Origin of the sequence: Rhizobium sp. SL86, assembly GCF_026672545.1 — a bacterium.
Taxonomy (GTDB): domain Bacteria; phylum Pseudomonadota; class Alphaproteobacteria; order Rhizobiales; family Rhizobiaceae; genus Neorhizobium.
In genome coordinates this window covers 1,058,961-1,078,005 of the sequence record NZ_JAPPRJ010000001.1, presented here as the reverse complement: position 1 = coordinate 1,078,005, position 19,045 = coordinate 1,058,961, and the positions used below count along the sequence as shown (strand labels likewise).

The 19,045-nt window shown below is 61.9% G+C and carries 18 protein-coding genes; 10 read left to right on the top strand and 8 right to left on the bottom strand.

The genetic code is table 11. The features are described 5' to 3' along the window. Window positions 1–109: 109 nt before the first annotated feature. The 4 genes from rpoN to lptC all read right to left on the bottom strand — a co-directional run bounded on the left by rpoN (window position 110) and on the right by lptC (window position 3,863). Window positions 110–1,648 (bottom strand): RNA polymerase factor sigma-54, encoded by a 1,539-nt coding sequence (gene rpoN / locus OU993_RS05435; RefSeq protein WP_268155235.1) that lies wholly within the window; start codon window positions 1,646–1,648, stop codon window positions 110–112. Between the two features lie 152 nt (window positions 1,649–1,800). Then, the gene (gene lptB, locus OU993_RS05430; protein ID WP_268155234.1) at window positions 1,801–2,595 is read right to left on the bottom strand and encodes an LPS export ABC transporter ATP-binding protein; all 795 of its coding nucleotides are present in this window, start codon (window positions 2,593–2,595) and stop codon (window positions 1,801–1,803) included. A gap of 15 nt (window positions 2,596–2,610) precedes the next feature. Then, window positions 2,611–3,183, bottom strand: coding sequence for an LptA/OstA family protein (locus OU993_RS05425; protein ID WP_268155232.1), 573 nt, complete (start codon window positions 3,181–3,183; stop codon window positions 2,611–2,613). Continuing rightward, the gene (lptC, locus tag OU993_RS05420) at window positions 3,180–3,863 is read right to left on the bottom strand and encodes an LPS export ABC transporter periplasmic protein LptC (protein WP_268155231.1); all 684 of its coding nucleotides are present in this window, start codon (window positions 3,861–3,863) and stop codon (window positions 3,180–3,182) included. Before lptC ends, OU993_RS05425 begins: the two co-directional genes overlap by 4 nt. 182 nt (window positions 3,864–4,045) lie before the next feature. Here lptC and sppA point away from each other — a divergent pair, with 182 nt between their 5' ends. From sppA to OU993_RS05405, 3 genes are all read left to right on the top strand, one after another. Beyond that, entirely contained in the window at window positions 4,046–5,002 is a 957-nt protein-coding gene (gene sppA, locus OU993_RS05415; protein ID WP_268155229.1) for a signal peptide peptidase SppA, read from the top strand. Between the two features lie 27 nt (window positions 5,003–5,029). Continuing rightward, window positions 5,030–5,341, top strand: a complete 312-nt coding sequence (locus tag OU993_RS05410) for an integration host factor subunit beta (RefSeq protein ID WP_165215914.1) — start codon at window positions 5,030–5,032, stop codon at window positions 5,339–5,341. Window positions 5,342–5,447: 106 nt separating this feature from the next. Next, complete coding sequence (locus OU993_RS05405) at window positions 5,448–5,792, top strand: DUF1049 domain-containing protein (protein ID WP_268155227.1); 345 nt, start codon at window positions 5,448–5,450, stop codon at window positions 5,790–5,792. A gap of 9 nt (window positions 5,793–5,801) precedes the next feature. Here OU993_RS05405 and OU993_RS05400 read toward each other — a convergent pair whose 3' ends face one another. Continuing rightward, window positions 5,802–6,257, bottom strand: a complete 456-nt coding sequence (locus OU993_RS05400; protein WP_268155226.1) for an SRPBCC family protein — start codon at window positions 6,255–6,257, stop codon at window positions 5,802–5,804. A gap of 134 nt (window positions 6,258–6,391) precedes the next feature. On the opposite strand from OU993_RS05400, the gene OU993_RS05395 reads away from it, so the two are divergent. From OU993_RS05395 to OU993_RS05375, 5 genes are all read left to right on the top strand, one after another. Continuing rightward, window positions 6,392–7,492: a class I SAM-dependent methyltransferase gene (locus OU993_RS05395; RefSeq protein WP_268155225.1), complete on the top strand. Its 1,101-nt coding sequence runs from the start codon at window positions 6,392–6,394 to the stop codon at window positions 7,490–7,492. Then, window positions 7,489–8,346 carry a TrmH family RNA methyltransferase gene (locus OU993_RS05390; RefSeq protein ID WP_268155223.1) on the top strand — a complete coding sequence of 286 codons (858 nt, stop codon included), beginning with the start codon at window positions 7,489–7,491 and terminating at the stop codon, window positions 8,344–8,346. Before OU993_RS05395 ends, OU993_RS05390 begins: the two co-directional genes overlap by 4 nt. Next, complete coding sequence (lspA, locus tag OU993_RS05385; RefSeq protein ID WP_268155221.1) at window positions 8,343–8,843, top strand: signal peptidase II; 501 nt, start codon at window positions 8,343–8,345, stop codon at window positions 8,841–8,843. The genes OU993_RS05390 and lspA overlap by 4 nt, the downstream gene beginning before the upstream one ends. 98 nt (window positions 8,844–8,941) lie before the next feature. Continuing rightward, window positions 8,942–11,086, top strand: coding sequence for a hybrid sensor histidine kinase/response regulator (locus OU993_RS05380; RefSeq protein WP_268155219.1), 2,145 nt, complete (start codon window positions 8,942–8,944; stop codon window positions 11,084–11,086). Window positions 11,087–11,193: 107 nt separating this feature from the next. Beyond that, window positions 11,194–12,066: a GNAT family N-acetyltransferase gene (locus OU993_RS05375; RefSeq protein ID WP_268155217.1), complete on the top strand. Its 873-nt coding sequence runs from the start codon at window positions 11,194–11,196 to the stop codon at window positions 12,064–12,066. Window positions 12,067–12,079: 13 nt separating this feature from the next. Here the strand turns inward: OU993_RS05375 and OU993_RS05370 are convergent, their stop codons facing one another. The 3 genes from OU993_RS05370 to OU993_RS05360 form a co-directional block, all read right to left on the bottom strand. Next, window positions 12,080–12,466, bottom strand: a complete 387-nt coding sequence (locus OU993_RS05370) for a type II toxin-antitoxin system VapC family toxin (protein ID WP_268155216.1) — start codon at window positions 12,464–12,466, stop codon at window positions 12,080–12,082. Further along, window positions 12,463–12,714: a type II toxin-antitoxin system Phd/YefM family antitoxin gene (locus OU993_RS05365; protein WP_268155215.1), complete on the bottom strand. Its 252-nt coding sequence runs from the start codon at window positions 12,712–12,714 to the stop codon at window positions 12,463–12,465. The genes OU993_RS05370 and OU993_RS05365 overlap by 4 nt, the downstream gene beginning before the upstream one ends. Before the next feature lie 63 nt (window positions 12,715–12,777). Further along, the gene (locus OU993_RS05360; RefSeq protein ID WP_268155213.1) at window positions 12,778–15,075 is read right to left on the bottom strand and encodes an NADP-dependent malic enzyme; all 2,298 of its coding nucleotides are present in this window, start codon (window positions 15,073–15,075) and stop codon (window positions 12,778–12,780) included. A gap of 194 nt (window positions 15,076–15,269) precedes the next feature. Between OU993_RS05360 and mutS the strand changes: the two genes are divergently transcribed. Beyond that, on the top strand, window positions 15,270–17,912 hold the full coding sequence (gene mutS, locus OU993_RS05355; protein ID WP_442792931.1) for a DNA mismatch repair protein MutS: 2,643 nt from the start codon (window positions 15,270–15,272) through the stop codon (window positions 17,910–17,912). A gap of 124 nt (window positions 17,913–18,036) precedes the next feature. Next, window positions 18,037–19,032, top strand: coding sequence for a helix-turn-helix domain-containing protein (locus OU993_RS05350; protein WP_268155211.1), 996 nt, complete (start codon window positions 18,037–18,039; stop codon window positions 19,030–19,032). The last annotated feature ends 13 nt before the right edge of the window (window positions 19,033–19,045 follow it).

Below are 19,045 nucleotides of genomic sequence, written 5' to 3'. Positions count from 1 at the left end.
CGGCGCGCTTCTATCGGTCAGGGGCGTAAAAGTCAACGGTTGGTAAATTTTCGGTGGCCTCTGCAAAAAATTGTGTGGACCGTCGGCCTTTCGGTTCCGTTGCCGCCGCTCAGCAGGCGGCGAGCTTTGCCCTCGCCTTTTTTTCGCGCCGCCGCTGGACGGACGAGGGAATGTTCATGGCTTCCCGGTACTTGGCGACCGTCCGGCGTGCGAGTTCCACCCCGCCGTTCTTCAGGCTGAGCACGATATCGTCATCCGAAAGCACCGCATCCGGGCTTTCCTTTTCGATCAGCATGCGGATGCGGTGCCGCACCGCTTCGGCCGAATGGCTGTCTCCCCCTTCGGCCGAATTGATCGAGACGGTGAAGAAATATTTGAGCTCGAACAGGCCGCGCGGTGTCAGCATGTACTTGTTCGAGGTGACGCGGCTGACGGTCGATTCGTGCATCTTGATCGCGTCGGCCACGGTCTTCAGGTTCAGCGGTCGCAGGTGGTCGACCCCGTGCACCAGGAAGGCATCCTGCTGGCGGACGATCTCGGTCGCCACCTTCATGATGGTCTTGGCGCGTTGATCAAGGCTGCGGGTCAGCCAGTTGGCATTCTGCAGGCATTCGGAGAGGAAATTCTGGTCCTCGCCCTCGCGCACCGGTTTTTTGGAGACGGTCTGGAAATAGGTCTGGTTGACCAGGACACGCGGCAGGGTGTCCGGATTGAGTTCGACCAGCCAACCGCCATCATTGCCGGCGCGGACAACGATGTCCGGCACCACCGTTTCGATCGTGCCGCTCTGGAATGCGGTACCCGGTCGCGGGTTGAGCGCCCGGATCTCGGCCAGCATGTCGACCAGGTCCTCGTCATCCACGCCGCACAGCTTGCGCAGCGTCGCGAAATCGCGCTTCGCCAGCAGTTCCAGATGCGCCAGCAGCGCCTGCATGGCCGGATCCAGGCGATCCTTCTGTTTCAGCTGGATGGACAGGCATTCGCGCAGCGACCGTGCGTAGACGCCGGGCGGATCGAAGGTCTGGAGCGACGCCAGAATGCGCTCGACATCGGCAGGATGTGCGCCGAGCCGGTCCGCCACGTCATCGACCTCTCCCTGCAGATAACCATTGTCATCGAGCAGGTCGGTCAGATGCTGGGCAATCAGGTGATCGGCGGGGCGCGTGAGCACGAAGGGGATCTGCTGGCTGAGATGCTCCCGCAGGGTCACCGTGCCGGCGACGAAATCATCAAGGTCATAGGCATCTGCGGCCTCGCCGCCCGGCATCGACTTCCACTGGCTGAGTAGTTCCGGTGCGTCCGGCCGTCGCTGCGGCGCATCGTCCTGGAAGACGTTCTCGAAGTCTGCGTCCAGCCGTTCGCTCAGTTGCTCCGGCTGGGCCGAGCCGTTGTCGAACCAGTCGCCGTCGGCATCTATTGACGGCGAGAACTCTTCGGTCGGCGCGCTGTCGCCGCTTTCGGGCATGTCGCCGATTGTTTCGCCATTGCCTGCGGAAAATTCGAGCAGGGGGTTCTTTTCCACTTCCTGGGCGATGAACTGGTTCAGCTCGAAATGCGTCATCTGCAGCAGCTGAATCGACTGCATCAGCTGGGGCGTCATGACGAGCGATTGGCTCTGGCGCAGGAAAAGGCTGGCAGATAAAGCCATGGTGGACGCGGAACTCCCTACAAACCCCCTTTTTTGGCCAGTTTGTCGATGGACATGCCATCAGAGCAAGCTGTTGGCCCAAAAATTGCTTGTTTATGGGGTTTGGTCAAGCGCTGACGTCACGAGACAGTAAATTTCCTGTCAGGCTGACGTCAGAGATGGAATTTGTCGCCGAGATACAGGCGACGGACATCCGCATTGTTGACGATCTCGTCTGCACGACCATGGGTGAGTACTTCACCGGCGTGAATAATATAGGCGCGATCAATGAGACCCAAGGTCTCGCGTACGTTATGGTCTGTAATCAGAACGCCAATACCACGGGCCGTCAAGTGGCGAACGAGGTTCTGGATGTCCGAGACCGAAATCGGGTCCACGCCAGCGAAGGGTTCGTCGAGCAGCATGAAGGCGGGATCGGTCGCCAGGGCGCGAGCAATTTCGAGACGGCGCCGTTCGCCACCCGAGAGAGCCACCGCCGGTGCCTTGCGCAGCCGTCCGATGTTGAACTCTTCCAGAAGTTCATCGAGCTTGCGTTCCCGTTTGCTGCGGTCCCGCTCGTGCACCTCGAGAACGGCCCGGATGTTTTCTTCCACAGTCAGGCCACGAAAGATCGAGGCTTCCTGCGGCAGATAACCGACGCCGAGACGTGCGCGGCGATACATCGGCATACGGGTCACGTCATTGCCGTTGATCGCGATCACGCCCTGATCCACCGCCACAAGGCCGGTGATCATGTAGAAACAGGTCGTTTTGCCGGCGCCGTTCGGGCCAAGCAGGCCGACCGCCTCGCCGCGGCGCACGATCAGCGATACGCCGTTGACGACACGTCGGGTGTCATAGGTTTTCGAAAGACTGTGAGCGATGAGGGTTCCTTCGTAGCGTGCCTTGTCACGCGGATCGAAACCTTCGCTTACGCCTTGCTGAGGACGCCGTGAAAAAAGAGCCATCGAAACCGGGTTCGCCTACTGCTTCGGCTTCGATTTCGGATCAAGCATGATCTCGATGCGCTTGCCGCAATTGTCGAGCTTTGCCTCTCCGCTATCGACGCGCACGACCATCTTGCAGCCGGTCAGCACGTTCGGCCCGTCCGTCAGCACCACCTGCTTGCCCGTCAGGGTAAAGATCTGGGTGGCCATGTCGTATTCGCCTTCGTCGCCGGTCGCGGTCTGCGTGCCGGAATTCAGCAGCACCTTGCCGGATACGAGGATCTTGTCGATGTCCTGCTGGCCGGACGTGACGCTGCCGCCACCGGTGCCGGCCGGATCACCCTTGTAGAGCACGGTCATCTTCATGGCCTTCATCGTGGTGGTGCCCTGCACGACCTCGACATTGCCGGTGAAATAGGCCTTCTTTTCGTTGTCCTTGATCTCGAGCTGGTCGCTCTGGATCTGGATCGGCTTGTCGTTCGACAGCTTCATCCCGTCCATCGACTTGGTCATGGTCTGGGCGACGGCGACGGACATCAGTCCGCTAAGAGCCGCAGCTGCCACGAGACAGGACAGGGAGGTTTTGGCAAGGGTGCGGCGATGGGTCATGGCGATGCGCTCTGATTGCCTTCTTTGGATAGCGCGGAACGTTCCAGGGTGACCTGAACCTGACCCGCGAAAAGGAGTGTCTTTCCGTTATCGGATATCTTCATCGAGTTCGCAACTATCGCTGCGTCATTGGTGGTGATCTGGACAGGGTCGGATGTTTCCATCGTGCTGCGCGGCACATCAAGCTGGGCCGACTTGAAATTCGCGGTAATGCCGTTGCTCAGATTGACCTGGAACGGCTGGGTCATGTCCAGTTTGTCGGCCGAACGGTCGAAAATCCCGCCGGCTGCGGAGACGCGGGCAATCACGTCCTGATTGAGCGGCATCGCCGCCCTGACGTTTTCAAGCGTGATCATGTTGGGATTGGTCAGGTCCTGCAGCGCGCGCGTCGCCGTCAGCGAATAACTGATTCCCTGCTCATTACGTCCCGCAATCGCAGGGCTTTCCATGACGATCTTGCCGTCTTCGATCTTCGCGCTTTGGACGCTCAGATTTTCCGGCAGATAGGCTCGCACGAACGACACGCCGATGAAGACCGCCGATACTAGGGCTGCCGTCAGTGGCAGGGCGACCCGAAGCCTGCGGACGCGGCGCGAATGGGCAAGCGCCGCCTTGTAGGCGTCGTGGTGCCCGCTTCCGGCTGTCGCCGCGTGCGATATGTCGGTTGTTGTTTGCAGCATTGAACCTTGGATCATCATTGGGAGCCAGCGCAGGACACGCCACGCATGGACACTTCCATCAGACCCCAATATGGCTTTTATTCATCAAGAAACAATAACGAATGACACAAATTCGTGTAGCGTCCGGACGCGAGGTCTCGTTATGGTCGCGGACGTCTAGGGAATCAAACGGAGAGCGACCCATGGATCAATCGGCTCTGGCGGACAGACGGCAGTTGCGCCGCAAGCTGACCTTCTGGCGCGTGGCGGCAGCCCTGCTGTTGGTGGCGATCGGATTTTCCCTCTACAACGTCTTCCTGAAACAGGATGTCGGTGCTGCGCGTGCCCATGTGGCGCGAATCGATATTTCCGGCATGATCACCGACGACGACGAACTTCTCGAGCGGCTCGAAGAGATCCGCAAGAGCAGGCAGGCCAAGGCGCTGATCGTGTCGATTTCGTCTCCGGGCGGCACGACCTATGGCGGCGAAAAGATCTTCAAGGCAATCCGGGCCATCGCCGCGGAAAAGCCGGTCGTCTCCGATGTCCGCACGCTGGCTGCGTCGGCCGGTTACATGATCGCGTCGGCTGGCGACACCATCATTGCCGGTGAAAGTTCGATCACCGGTTCCATTGGCGTCATCTTCCAGTATCCGCAGATCGGCGAACTCCTGCAGAAGCTCGGCGTCTCGATGAACGAGATCAAGTCATCGCCGCTGAAGGCGGAGCCGTCGCCCTTCCATCCGGCAAGCCCCGAGGCGGAAGCCATGATCCGCTCGATGATCATGGACAGTTATGACTGGTTCGTCGACCTTGTGGCGGATCGGCGCAAGCTTCCCCGCGAGGAGGTGTTGAAGCTTGCCAATGGGGCGATCTTCACCGGTCGTCAGGCCTTGAAGGTCAAGCTTATCGACAGCCTCGGCGGAACGCCGGAAATCCGCAGCTATCTCGCCTCCCGCGGCGTCTCGGAGCAACTGCCGATCGTGGAATGGAAGGCGAAGGACGAATCGGGTTTCTTCAGCATGGCTTCGGCCGTTTCCGGCCTCCTGCGGCTTGCCGGGGTGGATGCCGCGGACATGCCGGCCAGCTTCCAGGATCTCGTCGGACGAAAGTTGTTCCTTGACGGTCTGGTCTCGGTTTGGCAGGTTGGCCGGGATTGAAAACTCCAATCCTTTCAGGGGGAAGTCGTGATCAAGTCAGAACTGGTGCAGATCGTCGCGGCCCGCAATCCGCACCTCTATCACCGTGACGTCGAAAACATCGTCAACGCGGTTCTGGATGAGATCACGGACGCGCTGGCGGCCGGAAACCGCGTCGAACTGCGTGGTTTCGGGGCCTTTTCGGTAAAGAATCGCCCGGCGCGCTCCGGCCGTAATCCCCGAACCGGGGACACGGTCTTCGTCGAGGAAAAATGGGTGCCGTTTTTCAAGACCGGCAAGGAATTGCGCGAACGTCTGAATCCCGATCTCGCGGATGAAGAAGACGAAGATCAGGATTGAGGACTGCAACAACGACGCCTTGAAAGCGTTGATCGGCAGACTATCCTAGTGAAGACGACCGGGCTGCCGCATCACGCGGCCCGCCCCACCATGCCGGAGTATTGTCATGAACCGGGTCAAGAAAATCCTTGGTCTTGTGATCTTCGTTCCCCTTGCGGTCGTGCTGATCGTGCTGTGCGTTGCCAACCGGCAGACGGTGACGCTGGCGCTGAACCCGTTCCGTCCCGATGATGTCGTGCTGTCTTTGAGCGCGCCTTTCTTCGTCTTTCTGTTTTTTACGCTGATCCTCGGCATGTTCATCGGGTCGTTCGTCACCTGGCTGAGCCAGGGACGTTACCGAAAGCAGGCCCGCACGGAAGCCCGCGCGGCGCTGAAGCGGGATCAGGACGGTGGCCGCAAGCCGGCGGCACAGCCAGCCGGTGCGGCCCTGGTGCCGGCGGCGAAGGGTTAAGGTTCGGCCTCAGGTCTCCGCCATTCTCTGGCCGACGGCATTGTTGAAGTCGGCAAAAAACTGCTGCGCCAGCTTCTGCGAGGTGGAGCCGATCAGCCTGGAGCCGAGCTGCGCCAGCTTGCCGCCCACCTGCGCGTCCGCCTGGTATTTCAGGATCGTCTCGCCGCCATCCTCCGTCAGAACAACATCGGCAAAACCCTTGGCGAAACCGGCAATGCCTCCCTTGCCTTCGCCCGCAATCCGGTAGCTTTCCGGCGCATTGATGTCACTCAGCGTCACCTCGCCCTTGAAGCTTGCCGAGACAGGGCCGATCTTGAGTTTGACGGTGGCCGCCAGTTCCGTTGGCGATCGCTGCTCCAGTTCCTGACAGCCGGGTATGCACTGGCGCAGAATGTCCGGATCGTTGAGGGCCTCCCAAACCACCTGCCGTGGCGCCGGAATGCGCTCTTCCCCACTGATTTCCATGGCTCTCCTCCCAAGCCGGCCTCCTCGCCAGCCTTTCACCTTCCTGTATCGCAGACGGGAAACCGCTTTGCCAAGGGCCTCGCCGGTGCTATCTCCAGCGGAAATTCTCAAAAAAGAAGCCAGCGGAAGACACGTTGAAGAAGAGACCCGAGCGGCCAGAGTCGCGCAATCAAAAACCCGGTCGCCCGGCACCGCGGCAGAACAGGCCCGCTGCCGCCACAGGTGCCGGCGCGAAGAAATTCGCGGCCGCGCCGAAGCCCGAAGCGGCCGCTGCCAAGGTGCAGCCGGCAGAGACGCGGCCACTGATCAAACGAAGCGGCGACCTGCCGCTGGAACGCGTGCCGGTCATTCTGGAATCCGCCGGTGCCGGCGATTTTCACCTGATCGACAGCGGCGCCGGGCTGAAACTCGAACAATATGGCCCCTATCGTATCGTGCGGCCCGAAGCGCAGGCGCTCTGGCAGCCAACGCTTCCGGCGCATGTGTGGGACAAGGCTGATGCGGTCTTCACCGGAGACACTGATGAGGATGGCATGGGACGCTGGCGGTTCCCGAAGGAGGCGCTCGGCGAAACCTGGCCGCTTTCGCTGCTCGGTGTTGATTTTCTCGGTCGCTTCACCGCCTTCCGCCATGTCGGTGTCTTTCCCGAACAGATCGTCCACTGGTCGTGGCTGAAGGAAAAGTCGGAGCAGGCGGATCGTCCGCTCAAGGTGCTGAACCTCTTCGGTTATACCGGCGTCGCCTCGCTGGTGGCAGCCGCTGCCGGCGCGGAAGTCACGCATGTGGATGCCTCGAAGAAGGCGATCGGCTGGGCACGCGAAAACCAGTCGCTGGCCCGCCTTGATCGCGCGCCGATCCGCTGGATTTGCGAGGACGCCATGAAATTCATCCTGCGGGAAGAACGCCGTGGCAGCCGTTATGACATCATTCTCGCCGATCCGCCGAAATTCGGCCGCGGACCGAATGGCGAGGTTTTCCATCTTTTCGAACAGCTGCCGCTGATGCTCGACGTCTGCCGCGAAATCCTGGCGCCGAAGGCGACCGGTCTCGTGCTGACCGCCTATTCGATCCGGGCGAGCTTTTATTCCATCCATGAACTCATGCGCGAGACCATGCGCGGAGCGGGCGGCGCGGTTGAATCCGGCGAACTCGTCATCCGCGAGGCGGGCCTTGATGGTCAGTCGAAGGGCCGCGCGCTTTCCACATCCCTCTTCAGCCGCTGGGTGAACAGATGACCGAATTTGAGCGCAGACCGACCGCCCGCAAGGTAGGCCAGGTCAAGGAGGTCACCAGCCTGTCCAACCCGATCATCAAGGACATCAAGGGCCTGATGAACAAGAAGGACCGCGAGGAGAGCGGCACCTTCATGGCGGAAGGGCTGAAGCTGGTCATCGACGCGATCGAACTCGGCTGGGAGATCCGCACGCTGGTCTATGCCAAGGCCGCCAAGGGCAAACCGCTCGTGGAGCAGGTTGCCGCAAAAACGGTGGCGCGCGGCGGCCTCGTCCTGGAGGTCAGCGAAAAGGTCCTGTCGTCCGTGACACGGCGCGACAATCCGCAGATGGTGGTCGGGATTTTCGAGCAGCGCTGGCAAAGGCTGGACGGTCTTGCGCTGGCGGCGGACCAGACCTTCGTGGCGCTCGATCGTGTGCGCGATCCCGGCAATCTCGGAACGATCATCCGCACGGCCGATGCCGCCGGCGCATCCGGCGTCGTGCTCGTCGGCGATTGCACGGATCCGTTTTCGATCGAAACCGTCCGGGCGACCATGGGCTCGGTTTTCGCCGTGCCGCTCTACCGCGCCTCGGTGTCGGAGTTCCTTGCCTGGAGCCGGGCAAGCGGCGGCCAGGTCGTTGCCACCCATCTGGCCGGTGCGGTGGACTACCGGACGATCAACTACAAGGCGAAACCCACCATTCTCCTGATGGGCAACGAGCAATCCGGTCTGCCGGATGAGCTTGCGCGAGCGGCCGATCGTCTTGCCCGCATTCCGCAGCAGGGGCGGGCGGATTCGCTGAACCTTGCCATTGCGAGCGCCGTGATGCTGTTCGAGGCACGCCGCCATCTTCTGTCGCTGGAGGCGAAATGACCACGCCGGACGTGAAGCCGACGCTGTTTTCCAGACCCTGGCCGATCCTCGTTTTTGTGGTTCTCGCGGTTCTGGCGGATCAACTGATCAAGATCGCCGTGGAAGCCTATTTGCCCCTGCAGCAGGCGGTTCATGTGATTCCATTCCTGGCACTCTACCGGACCTATAATCTGGGGGTTGCCTTCTCGATGTTGGATCACATGGATGGCTGGTTCATCGTCGGCATGCGGCTGGTGATTGTCGCCTTCGTGCTCTGGATGTGGCGTCGAACCCCGAAGGACCGCGTTTTCGCCCATACCGGTTTTGCACTGATCATTGCGGGCGCGATCGGCAATCTGCTGGACCGTTTCCTCTACGGGCACGTGATCGATTACATCCTGGTCTACACCGAGACCTGGTCCTTCGCCGTTTTCAACCTGGCCGACAGCTTCATCACCATCGGTGCAGGCTGCGTCATCCTTGATGAACTGATGAGTTCGCGCCGCAAGACAGAGTGATTGCAATTCTCCCGTGTTGCTGCATGATGTCTTCGCACTCGACATGTTTTGAGCTTATGTAATACATCGTAAGGATTCGCATGCTATTGGACAGAGCTATGCGCGATCTTGCCGATCTTCATGACCAGCTTCGCAAGGCTTTCGGCCAGTCCAACTGGTCCGATGCAAACGAAACTGCGTCTGAAGCTGCCGAGCCTGTTCACTTTCCTGTCGTGACCATGCCTTCCGCCCAGAGCGTGCTGGCCGCCTTTCTCAGCCGTGTCGGGTCGATGAGCCGGTTTGCTTCGTCGGTACCGGACGACGGGCAGTCTTCGCCGGAGCCGGAGGTTGTCTCTTCCGTCAGCCTGTCCGCTGCACCGCGTGCGTTTCTTGAAAGCAATGATCTTCTGTCGGCTCCTGCCGTGGTGCGAACCGCTCATGGCCATGTGATTGCGGTCAACCGGGCGTTCCGCAATCTGGCGGGCTCTCCCTTGATCGAGGGGCAGACTCTGGAGGAAATCGGTTTTGCTGTGCCGCCCGCCCCCCTGTCTCAGCCGCGCGACATCGAAATCTCTGCCGGTGATGGCGTGCGTGTGCTCTCCTGGCAGGATGTGCTGGTCCGGGATGCGATCAGCCGCGACCTGCTTATTCTCAGCAGCGCGCGTGATGTGACCGACGAACGCAGACTTGCCCATGAGCGGGAAGAGGCGCGCCTGCACGCGGAAGAGGCCAGCGCTGCCAAGACACGGCAACTGGCAACAGTGGTGCATGAGTTGCGCACACCGCTGAACGGCATTCTCGGCATGAGCCAATTGCTGAACCAGACGAGCCTGACGCTGGAGCAGCGGAACTATATCGGCGGCATTCGCCAGGCAGGTTCCGCGCTGGCGCAGCTGGTGGATGATCTGCTCGATTATTCCACCCTCGAGGCCGGTCGTTTCCGGTTGAACAGCCGCGCCGAAAACCTTCGCCAGCTTCTGGAAAGCGTGGTGGAGATGCTGGCACCCCGCGCCCATGAAAAGCGCATCGAAATTGGTGCCACCATCGCTTATGACGTACCGGCACTGATGGATTTCGATCCGGCCCGGCTGCGCCAGGTCCTGTTTAATGTCATCGGCAATGCCGTGAAATTCACCCAGGTGGGCGGTGTCCTGATCCGCGCGAGCCTGGAAGACACCGACATCGTCATCACGGTGACCGATACGGGCCCCGGCATGACGGCGCAGGAACAGCAGCGCATTTTCGGTGAGTTCGAGCAGGCGGGCACCGCGATGGAGCGCAGCGGCGGAACGGGCCTCGGCCTTTCCATTTCCGTACGCATTCTCCAGGAATTCGGCGGTTCCCTCTCCGTTGCCAGCGAAAAGGGCAAGGGGACGACCTTCGAGATCCGCTTCCCGGCGCTTTCGGCCGAGGCCGGCAACGAAGGCAGCGATCGTATGCTGCTGCTTCGTTCCTCCCGCGTCCTGCTGCTTGCCCCGGCCGGCCCCGTGGCAACGGCCACGATCTCCACCATCGAAACGCTGGGCGGGCGTTGCCGCCATGTGCGCACGGTGGACGAGGCGAACCGGGCGATCGAACAGCTGTCGCGGCAGGGGATCACCTTCACCGACATGGTGGTCGATCATCGGGTGGACGGTCTGGAGCAGATCACCACGGAGGCAACGCTGTTGCGGCGTATCCTGCTGGTGAGCCCGGAAGACCGCAGCACCCAGCCCTGGGACGCCTATGACGCCTGGCTGATCCGTCCGCTGAGAGAACAATCGCTGGTCGATGTTCTGCGCGGAAGGCTCGGAGGATCGGCAAGCCAGGCCATGAGCCGCATTGCAGCCACCACGCCGCAGGAGCCGCTCGAGCGCCGCGGCGGCGGTCTCTCCGTGCTTCTGGCGGAAGACGATCCGGTCAGCGCCATGATGGTGGGCGCAATCCTGCGCAAGGCGGGTTGCACCGTTCATCATGTCTCGGATCTTGCTGCCCTGCAGCGTGCGGCAACCGCCGACGGTCATCCCGACCTGATCATTTCCGACATCCACATGCCGGACGGCGATCTCGCCGATGTTCTGCCGCTGATCTCGATGGCCGATGGCGGTGTCGACAGCCCCGGCGCACCACTGCTGGTGCTCAGCGGCGAGACCGATGTGACCGTGAGGGACCGTGTGCTGGCGGGCGGTGCCCGGCGTGTGTTGCAAAAGCCGGTCGATCCGCAGCAATTGCTCGAGGAAGTGCGCTCTCTTGTTGCCGCCGCGCGCGACCGGCAGGCGTCATAATCCTTGTCATAAAAGCTCCGCAGCACCTCTTCTCGTCTTCGGTTTGTCACTTTCCTGTCGCAGATTGGTGTTCTATGGGGTTGACTACTGGAGACGGGCGACTCGCCATGACAATCGATTTTCTGGAACGCGATCCCACTCTTGAGGTCGAAAAGGCTCAAGGTCTGCGCCCGCCGCAGACTGATGTTTTTGGCCGGATCGGCAGCCTGGAGACGCGTCTCGCGCGCAACGAACGCGAGGTCGATGCGGCCCAGGCCCTGCGTTACCGGGTCTTCGTTGAGGAAATGCATGCGCAACTGCCTCCGGACGCGATGCGCCGGAAGCGCGACGTGGACATGTTCGACGAGATCTGTGACCACCTTCTCGTTGTCGATACGGCACTCGAAGGCGATGCGGAAGACCAGATCGTCGGCACCTACCGGCTGCTGCGCCAGGATGTTGCCATGGCGCATGGCGGGTTCTATTCCGCCTGCGAATTCGACATCGCGCCGCTTCTGGCCCGTCATCCGGACAAGCGTTTTATGGAACTCGGCCGGTCCTGCGTTCTGCCGCATTACCGCACCAAGCGCACCGTTGAACTCTTGTGGCAGGGCAACTGGGCCTATGCGCTGAAACACAACATGCATGCCATGTTCGGCTGCGCGTCCTTCCCGGGCGTTCATCCGGAAGAACATGCGCTGGCGCTCTCCTTCCTGCACAAGTCCGCTCTCGCCAAGGCAGATTGGGCCGTGTCGGCGAAGCCGGATCTCTTCCGCGACATGGACCTGATGCCGGAGGAAGCCATCAACCCGAAACGGGCCCTGATGGCGCTTCCGCCGCTCATCAAGGGATATCTGCGGCTCGGCGCCATGGTCGGCAGCGGCGCCGTGGTGGATCAGGCCTTCAATACGACGGACGTTTTGATCGTGCTGCCGATCGAGTCGATCTCCGGCCGCTACATCAACTATTACGGCGCGGATGCCGGTCGTTTCGCAAGCTGACAGCTTCGCCGCATCAGACAAGCCGGATCGGACCATCATATCTGGCGATTGTTGCGTCCGAGGTCAGTAGAAGCATGTCTTCGCTGGTCGCTTGAGCAATCAGGATCCGGTCGAAGGGATCCTTGTGGATTGGCGGCAGGGTTTCCAGAACGAACGTGTGCTGACTTGTCAGCGGAAGCTCATAAAAATCCTGCTCCTGAAGCGCTTGGTAAAGGATACGCGGATGAACGGGTATGTCCCCTTTGCCAAGTGCGTGCTTTACCGAAAGTTCCCATAGACTGGCTGAGCTGAAGAAAAGGACGTTGTCCGGATCCTCAAGGAAGGCGCGGGTCTGTGCAGAAAGCTTGTTTGTCTGTGCTGCTGACCAGACAAGGATATGCGAATCAAGCAGAACCTTCATTTCGGCTCGCCGTAGAACATCTCCTCGATCTCCCTGGCAAACATGCGATCGAAATCGTCAGGTACCGGGAAACGCCCTTCAAGGAAGCCAAGCCGCCGCTTGGACTTAGAAACGGGTTTCTCCTCAACGGGAACCACCTTCACCACCGGCTTCCCGTCCTTTTCGATGACAAAAGCTTTGCCATTTGCCGCCTCGTCCACCAGGCGAGGCAGGTCTGAACGGGCTTCCTGCAGGCTGACCGTCTTCATGGCGTTCCCCATGTGGGCTTTGGAGAAAATCCTAGCCCACATGGGGTCAGTCAGCAAGAACGCTCACATGGAGGCATTATAGGCGGCAATCGCCGCCATGTTCAGGATGTCGCTGTCCTTCGCCCCCATTGAGGTGATCTGCACCGACTTGTCGAGGCCGACGAGCAGCGGGCCGATCAGCGTCGAGCCACCCAGCTCTTCCAGCATGCGGGTCGAAATCGCCGCCGAATGGATTGCCGGCATCACCAGCACATTGGCGGTGTTGGACAAGCGGCAGAACGGATACTGCTCCATCCGGGCAGCGCTCAGCGCGATATCGGCGCCCATTTCCCCGTCATATTCGAAATCCAGGCGGCGCTGGTCGAGGATCTTGACGGCCTCGCGGACGCGCTCCGAGCGTTCGCCGCGCGGCTGGCCGAAGGTGGAATAGGCAAGCAGTGCCACCCGCGGCTCGTAGCCCATGCGCCGCGCCATGCGTGCGGCCTCGCAGGCAATGTCCGCCAGATCTTCGGCGCTTGGCATGTCGTGCACGGCGGTATCCGTCACGAAGACCGTCCGTCCGCGCGAGACGACGATGGACACGCCGATCACCTTGTGGCCGGGCTTGGCATCGATGCAGCGGCGGACATCGGACAGTGCCGTTGCATAATTGCGGGTCGTGCCGGTCACCATGGCATCCGCATCACCCAAGGCCACCATGCAGGCGGCAAAGTGGTTACGGTCGTTGTGGATCAGGCGCTGCACGTCGCGTTGCAGGTAACCTTCCCGCTGAAGGCGGGCATAGAGGTAATCGATATAGGCCTCCACGCGGGTCGACAGGCGGGCATTGACGATCTCGATGCCGGGGCGATCGAGTTCGATGCCGGCGCGTTCCGCCGTGGTGCGGATCACGTCGTCGCGGCCGAGCAGGATGGCCGTGCCGAGCCCCTGCGTGATGAAGGAAACGGCGGCGCGCATAACCTGCTCTTCTTCCGCCTCGGCAAATACGACACGCTTCGGCCGGCGGCGCACCTGCTCGTAGATGCCTTGCGTGGTGGCGGCGATCGGATCGCGGCGGGCGGACAGCTCACGGCCATAGGCGCCGAGATCCTCGATCACCCGTCGCGCGACGCCGCTTTCGATGGCGGCCTTCGCGACGGCCACCGGAATGGCCGAAATGAGACGCGGGTCGAAGGGCACCGGAATGATGTATTGCGGTCCGAAGCGCGGGCGCACGCCCTGATAGGCGGCGGCCACATCGTCCGGCACGTCCTCGCGCGCAAGGTTCGCCAGCGCCTCGGCCGCCGCGATCTTCATCGCATCATTGATCTGCCGCGCCCGTACGTCGAGCGCGCCGCGGAAGATGTAGGGAAAACCGAGGACGTTGTTGACCTGATTCGGATAGTCCGACCGGCCGGTCGCCATGATCGCGTCGTCGCGGATGCGCGCCACTTCCTCCGGCGTGATTTCCGGATCCGGATTGGCCATGGCGAAGATGATCGGCCGGTCCGCCATGGAGCGGATCATCTCTTCCGAGAAGGCGCCCTTCTGCGACAGGCCGAACACCACGTCGGCACCTTTCATCGCCTCTTCGAGCGTGCGCCGGTCGGTCTTTACCGCATGTGCGCTCTTCCACTGGTTCATGCCTTCGGTGCGGCCCTGGTAGATCACGCCCTTGGTATCGCAGAGAATGATGTTCTCCGGGTTGAAACCCATCGCCTTGATGAGCTCGATACAGGCGATGGCGGCGGCACCCGCGCCGTTGCAAACGAGCTTCGTCGTCTTCAGGTCGCGACCCGTCAGTTCCAGCGCGTTGATGAGGCCTGCGGCGGCGATGATCGCGGTGCCGTGCTGGTCGTCATGAAAGACCGGGATGTCCATCAGCTGGCGCAGGCGGCTTTCGATGATGAAGCATTCCGGCGCCTTGATGTCTTCGAGATTAATGCCGCCGAAGGAGGGGCCGAGATAGCGCACGCAGTTGATGAACTCGTCGACATTTTCCGTGTCGACCTCGAGATCGATGGAATCGACGTCAGCGAAGCGCTTGAAGAGGACGGATTTGCCCTCCATCACCGGCTTGGAAGCGAGCGCGCCCAAATTGCCGAGGCCGAGAATAGCGGTGCCGTTGGAGATCACGGCCACCATGTTGCCGCGCGTCGTGTAGTCATAGGCGGTCGCCGGATCGGCGGCGATGGCCTTCACCGGGACGGCCACGCCCGGCGAATAGGCGAGCGACAGGTCGCGCTGCGTCGCCATCGGTTTCGTCGGCATGATTTCGAGTTTGCCGGGGCGGCCGGTGCTGTGGAAATCAAGCGCCTCCTGCTCCGTCACCGATGCACGCTTGCGCGTTGCCCCCTCGGGGGTGCGGCTGTCCTTCACCATGTCTCCTCCAGCATGTTGTGGGCATCCGGCCAAGGGCGGACACGCTCTGTTGTATTGTCGGGGGAATAATCGATAGAGTCGCCGACCTGACCGTGCAACAGAAAATGGCCGGAACGCTCTTGGAACGCCTTACATCAGAAGCCTTGAATACGGCAGAACTCATCTCGCCGGAGAGCCGCGCGACGGCGACCCCGATGATGGAGCAGTATATCGAGATCAAGGCGAACAATCCGGATTCGCTGCTCTTTTATCGCATGGGCGATTTCTACGAGCTCTTCTTCGAAGATGCCGTGGAGGCCGCCCGTGCGCTCGGCATCACGCTCACCAAGCGCGGCCAGCATATGGGCTTCGATATCCCCATGTGCGGCGTGCCGATCCATGCGGCGGACGATTATCTGCAGAAGCTGATTTCGCTCGGCTTCCGGGTCGCCGTCTGCGAGCAGGTGGAAGATCCGGCTGAGGCGAAGAAGCGCGGTTCGAAATCCGTCGTCAAGCGCGATGTCGTGCGGCTCGTCACGCCTGGCACGCTGACGGAAGAAAAGCTGCTGTCACCGTCTGAATCCAACTATCTCATGGCGCTCGCCCGCATTCGCGGCGGCGCCGAGGCACAGATGGCGCTGGCCTGGATCGACATTTCCACCGGCGTCTTCCGGCTGGCGGAAACGACGCCGCTGCGTCTCCTGGCCGATATCCTGCGCATCGAACCGCGCGAACTGATCGTGCCGGACACCGTTTTTCACGATCCCGACCTGAAGGCGACCTTCGACATTCTCGGCCGTATCGCCGTGCCGCAGCCGGGCGTGCTGTTTGACAGTGCGACAGCCGAAAGCCGGATCACCCGCTATTTCGGTGTCGGAACGCTCGATGGCTTCGGCACGTTTTCTCGCGCGGAACTTGCGGCCGCGGCGGCCGCCGTCGCCTATGTGGAAAAGACGCAGATCGCCGAGCGCCCGCCGCTCAGCGCCCCGGAGCGTGAAAGCGGTGCTTCCACCCTCTTCATCGATCCGGCGACACGCGCCAATCTGGAGCTCACCCGCACGCTGTCGGGGGATCGTGACGGTTCGCTGCTGAAGGCGATCGACCGCACCGTCACCGGCGGTGGGGCGCGCCTGCTCTCCGAGCGGCTGATGTCGCCGCTCACCGATCCGGACAACATCAACCGCCGTCTCGACAGCGTCGCCTTCCTGATCGACGAGCCTTCGCTGTGCGGCGACCTGCGCGCAGCCCTGAAGCATGTGCCCGACATGCCGCGGGCTCTGTCGCGTCTCGCGCTCGACCGGGGCGGTCCGCGCGATCTCGATTGCATCCGCCAGGGGTTGTCTGCCGCCCGACGGGTTTCGGACCTTCTGGCGCCGGCGCTGCTGCCGGAGGAACTGGCGGCGGCGCTGACCGATCTTCGGGCACTGCCGCTGTCAGTGGAGCAGTTACTGGCCGAAACACTGTCGGACGAGATGCCGCTTCTGAAGCGCGATGGCGGTTTCGTGCGCGACGGCGCCTTCCCGGAACTCGATGAGGTGCGGGCGCTGCGCGACCAGTCACGCCGGGTGATTGCCGGCCTGCAGCTGCAATATGCCGACGAGACGGGCATCAAGTCGCTGAAGATCAAGCACAACAATGTGCTGGGTTATTTCATCGAGGTGACGGCCGGCAATGCCGGGCCGATGACCGACACGCCGGACGCCAAGGCGCGCTTCATCCATCGCCAGACCATGGCGAATGCCATGCGGTTTACCACGACGGAGCTGGCCGATCTCGAAAGCCGCATTGCCAATGCCGCCGACCAGGCGCTGACCATCGAACTCGATGCCTTCGACAAGATGACGCAAGCCGTGCTGGCCGCTGCCGATGCGATCAAGGCCGGCGCCCGGGCGCTTGCGGTGATCGATGTCGCGGCGGGCCTCGCCCTTCTCGCCGAGGAATGGAACTACTGCCGACCGGATGTGGACGGTTCCCGCCAGTTCTCGATTGAGGGCGGGCGGCATCCGGTGGTGGAACAGGCGCTGCGCCGCCAGTCCTCCGGCACCTTCATCGCCAATGACTGCGACCTCTCGCCGAAGGTCGATGGCGGGTTCGGCGCGCTGTGGCTGCTGACCGGTCCGAACATGGGCGGTAAATCGACCTTCCTGCGCCAGAATGCGCTGATCGCCATCCTGGCGCAGATGGGCTCTTTCGTTCCGGCAAGCCGCGCGCAGATCGGCGTGGTCGACCGGCTGTTTTCCCGCGTCGGTGCCTCCGACGATCTGGCGCGCGGGCGTTCGACCTTCATGGTGGAAATGGTCGAGACGGCGGCGATCCTCAACCAGGCAACCGACCGCTCGCTGGTCATCCTCGACGAGATCGGGCGCGGCACCGCCACATTTGATGGCCTGTCCATTGCCTGGGCGGCGGTGGAACATCTGCACGAGGCAAACCGCTGCCGCGGCCTCTTTGCCACCCATTTCCATGAGCTGACGGCGCTGTCTGAGAAGCTGAACCGGCTTTCGAACGCGACGATGCGGGTGAAGGAATGGGATGGCGACGTCATCTTCCTGCACGAGGTGGGGCCGGGGGCGGCAGATCGTTCCTACGGTATTCAGGTGGCGAAACTTGCCGGCCTGCCGGAGGCCGTCGTTTCGCGCGCGCGCGACGTTTTGAACAAGCTGGAAGACGCCGACCGCAAGAACCCGGCGAGCCAGCTGATCGACGACCTGCCGTTGTTTCAGGTGGCGGTGCGCAAGGAGCAGGAAAAGCGTGGTCCTTCCAAGGTGGAGGAGGCGCTGAAGGCGATCAATCCGGATGACATGACCCCGCGCGAGGCGCTGGATGCGCTCTATGCGCTGAAGAAGCAATTGGGGTAGGTGCGAAGACCCCTTCGAAGGGTCACAAGGGAGATGCTTTTCACCCCTGCGCATCGGCCTGGAACATGGTAATGGCGACCTCGATCATGTTTCAGATCTCATTTCAGATCTCAAGGCGGCGCATTTGCTTTCCGTTCCTCTGCCATTCATCGCCGGCCTCGTCGTCGCGCTGATCCTGTACCGCAATCTCAAAGGTGTGGAAGCGCCGGGATCGCGGCGTTACCTCATGGCCTTCCTCTGCCTTTATGCCCTGCAGGGCATGATCATCGGCCTGCGTTTCGGTTATGGCGTGGCGCCCCTGATGCTGGTGCAGCCGGTGACGGCTGCGATCATGCCGCCGCTCGCCTATCTCACCTTCCGTGCGCTGTCATCGACGCCGGTCGCACGGCCCTGGCCGCATATCCTCCCGCCGCTGTTGCTGGCGACCGGGGTTGCCTTTGCGCCCTGGTTTGTCGATCCGCTGCTGCTTGTAACTTTCCTGGGTTATGCGGTAGCGATCTGGCGTTTGACGGTGCAGGACGAGATCACCGAGCCGGCGCTGCAGAAAATATCGGCCGTCGTTCGGGCAGCACGGGTGACCGCCATCCTGCTGGTCTTTTTTGCGTTCACCGATGCACTTTTGTCGGTCTTCACCTTTTTCTACGGCAATGATTATGTGCCGATGGCAGTGACGGGCATGAACATCGGCGCCATTGTCATTACCGGCATCTATTACCTCTGGCCGGAGCGGGAGGTTGTCTCGCCGTCTGAGGCACAAAAGACGGCCCGCCACACCTCGCCGGAGGATGAAGCGGCCCTCCAGCACATCCGCGAGGCGCTGGAAGCCAATGCGCTATACGCGCAGGAAAATCTCAGCCTGGCCCGGCTGGCGCGAAAGGCGGGAATGCCCGCCCGCGATGTCTCCTCCGTCATCAATCGCGCGACCGGCCTCAACGTGTCGCAATTCGTGAATGATCGTCGGATCGCCGAGGCCTGCCGCCTGCTGGAGGAGAGCGACAAACCGCTGACCACGGTGATGTTCGATTGCGGCTTTTCCACCAAATCCAACTTTAATCGCGAGTTTCGCCGGGTGACCGGCACCAGCCCGTCGCAGTGGCGGGCGCTGCGGCGGCAGGCATGACCGGTAACAGCTC

Excerpts from the sequence above, each read along its gene's own strand:
- OU993_RS05380 (WP_268155219.1), top strand. The coding sequence starts at position 8,942 with ATGCGCGATCTTGCCGATCTTCATGACCAGCTTCGCAAGGCTTTCGGC.
- mutS (WP_442792931.1), top strand. The coding sequence starts at position 15,270 with ATGATGGAGCAGTATATCGAGATCAAGGCGAACAATCCGGATTCGCTG.
- OU993_RS05360 (WP_268155213.1), bottom strand. The coding sequence starts at position 15,075 with ATGGTGAAGGACAGCCGCACCCCCGAGGGGGCAACGCGCAAGCGTGCA.
- OU993_RS05425 (WP_268155232.1), bottom strand. The coding sequence starts at position 3,183 with ATGACCCATCGCCGCACCCTTGCCAAAACCTCCCTGTCCTGTCTCGTG.
- sppA (WP_268155229.1), top strand. The coding sequence starts at position 4,046 with ATGGATCAATCGGCTCTGGCGGACAGACGGCAGTTGCGCCGCAAGCTG.
- lptC (WP_268155231.1), bottom strand. The coding sequence starts at position 3,863 with ATGCTGCAAACAACAACCGACATATCGCACGCGGCGACAGCCGGAAGC.
- rpoN (WP_268155235.1), bottom strand. The coding sequence starts at position 1,648 with ATGGCTTTATCTGCCAGCCTTTTCCTGCGCCAGAGCCAATCGCTCGTC.
- OU993_RS05365 (WP_268155215.1), bottom strand. The coding sequence starts at position 12,714 with ATGAAGACGGTCAGCCTGCAGGAAGCCCGTTCAGACCTGCCTCGCCTG.
- OU993_RS05390 (WP_268155223.1), top strand. The coding sequence starts at position 7,489 with ATGACCGAATTTGAGCGCAGACCGACCGCCCGCAAGGTAGGCCAGGTC.
- OU993_RS05375 (WP_268155217.1), top strand. The coding sequence starts at position 11,194 with ATGACAATCGATTTTCTGGAACGCGATCCCACTCTTGAGGTCGAAAAG.
- OU993_RS05405 (WP_268155227.1), top strand. The coding sequence starts at position 5,448 with ATGAACCGGGTCAAGAAAATCCTTGGTCTTGTGATCTTCGTTCCCCTT.
- OU993_RS05400 (WP_268155226.1), bottom strand. The coding sequence starts at position 6,257 with ATGGAAATCAGTGGGGAAGAGCGCATTCCGGCGCCACGGCAGGTGGTT.
- lptB (WP_268155234.1), bottom strand. The coding sequence starts at position 2,595 with ATGGCTCTTTTTTCACGGCGTCCTCAGCAAGGCGTAAGCGAAGGTTTC.
- lspA (WP_268155221.1), top strand. The coding sequence starts at position 8,343 with ATGACCACGCCGGACGTGAAGCCGACGCTGTTTTCCAGACCCTGGCCG.
- OU993_RS05370 (WP_268155216.1), bottom strand. The coding sequence starts at position 12,466 with ATGAAGGTTCTGCTTGATTCGCATATCCTTGTCTGGTCAGCAGCACAG.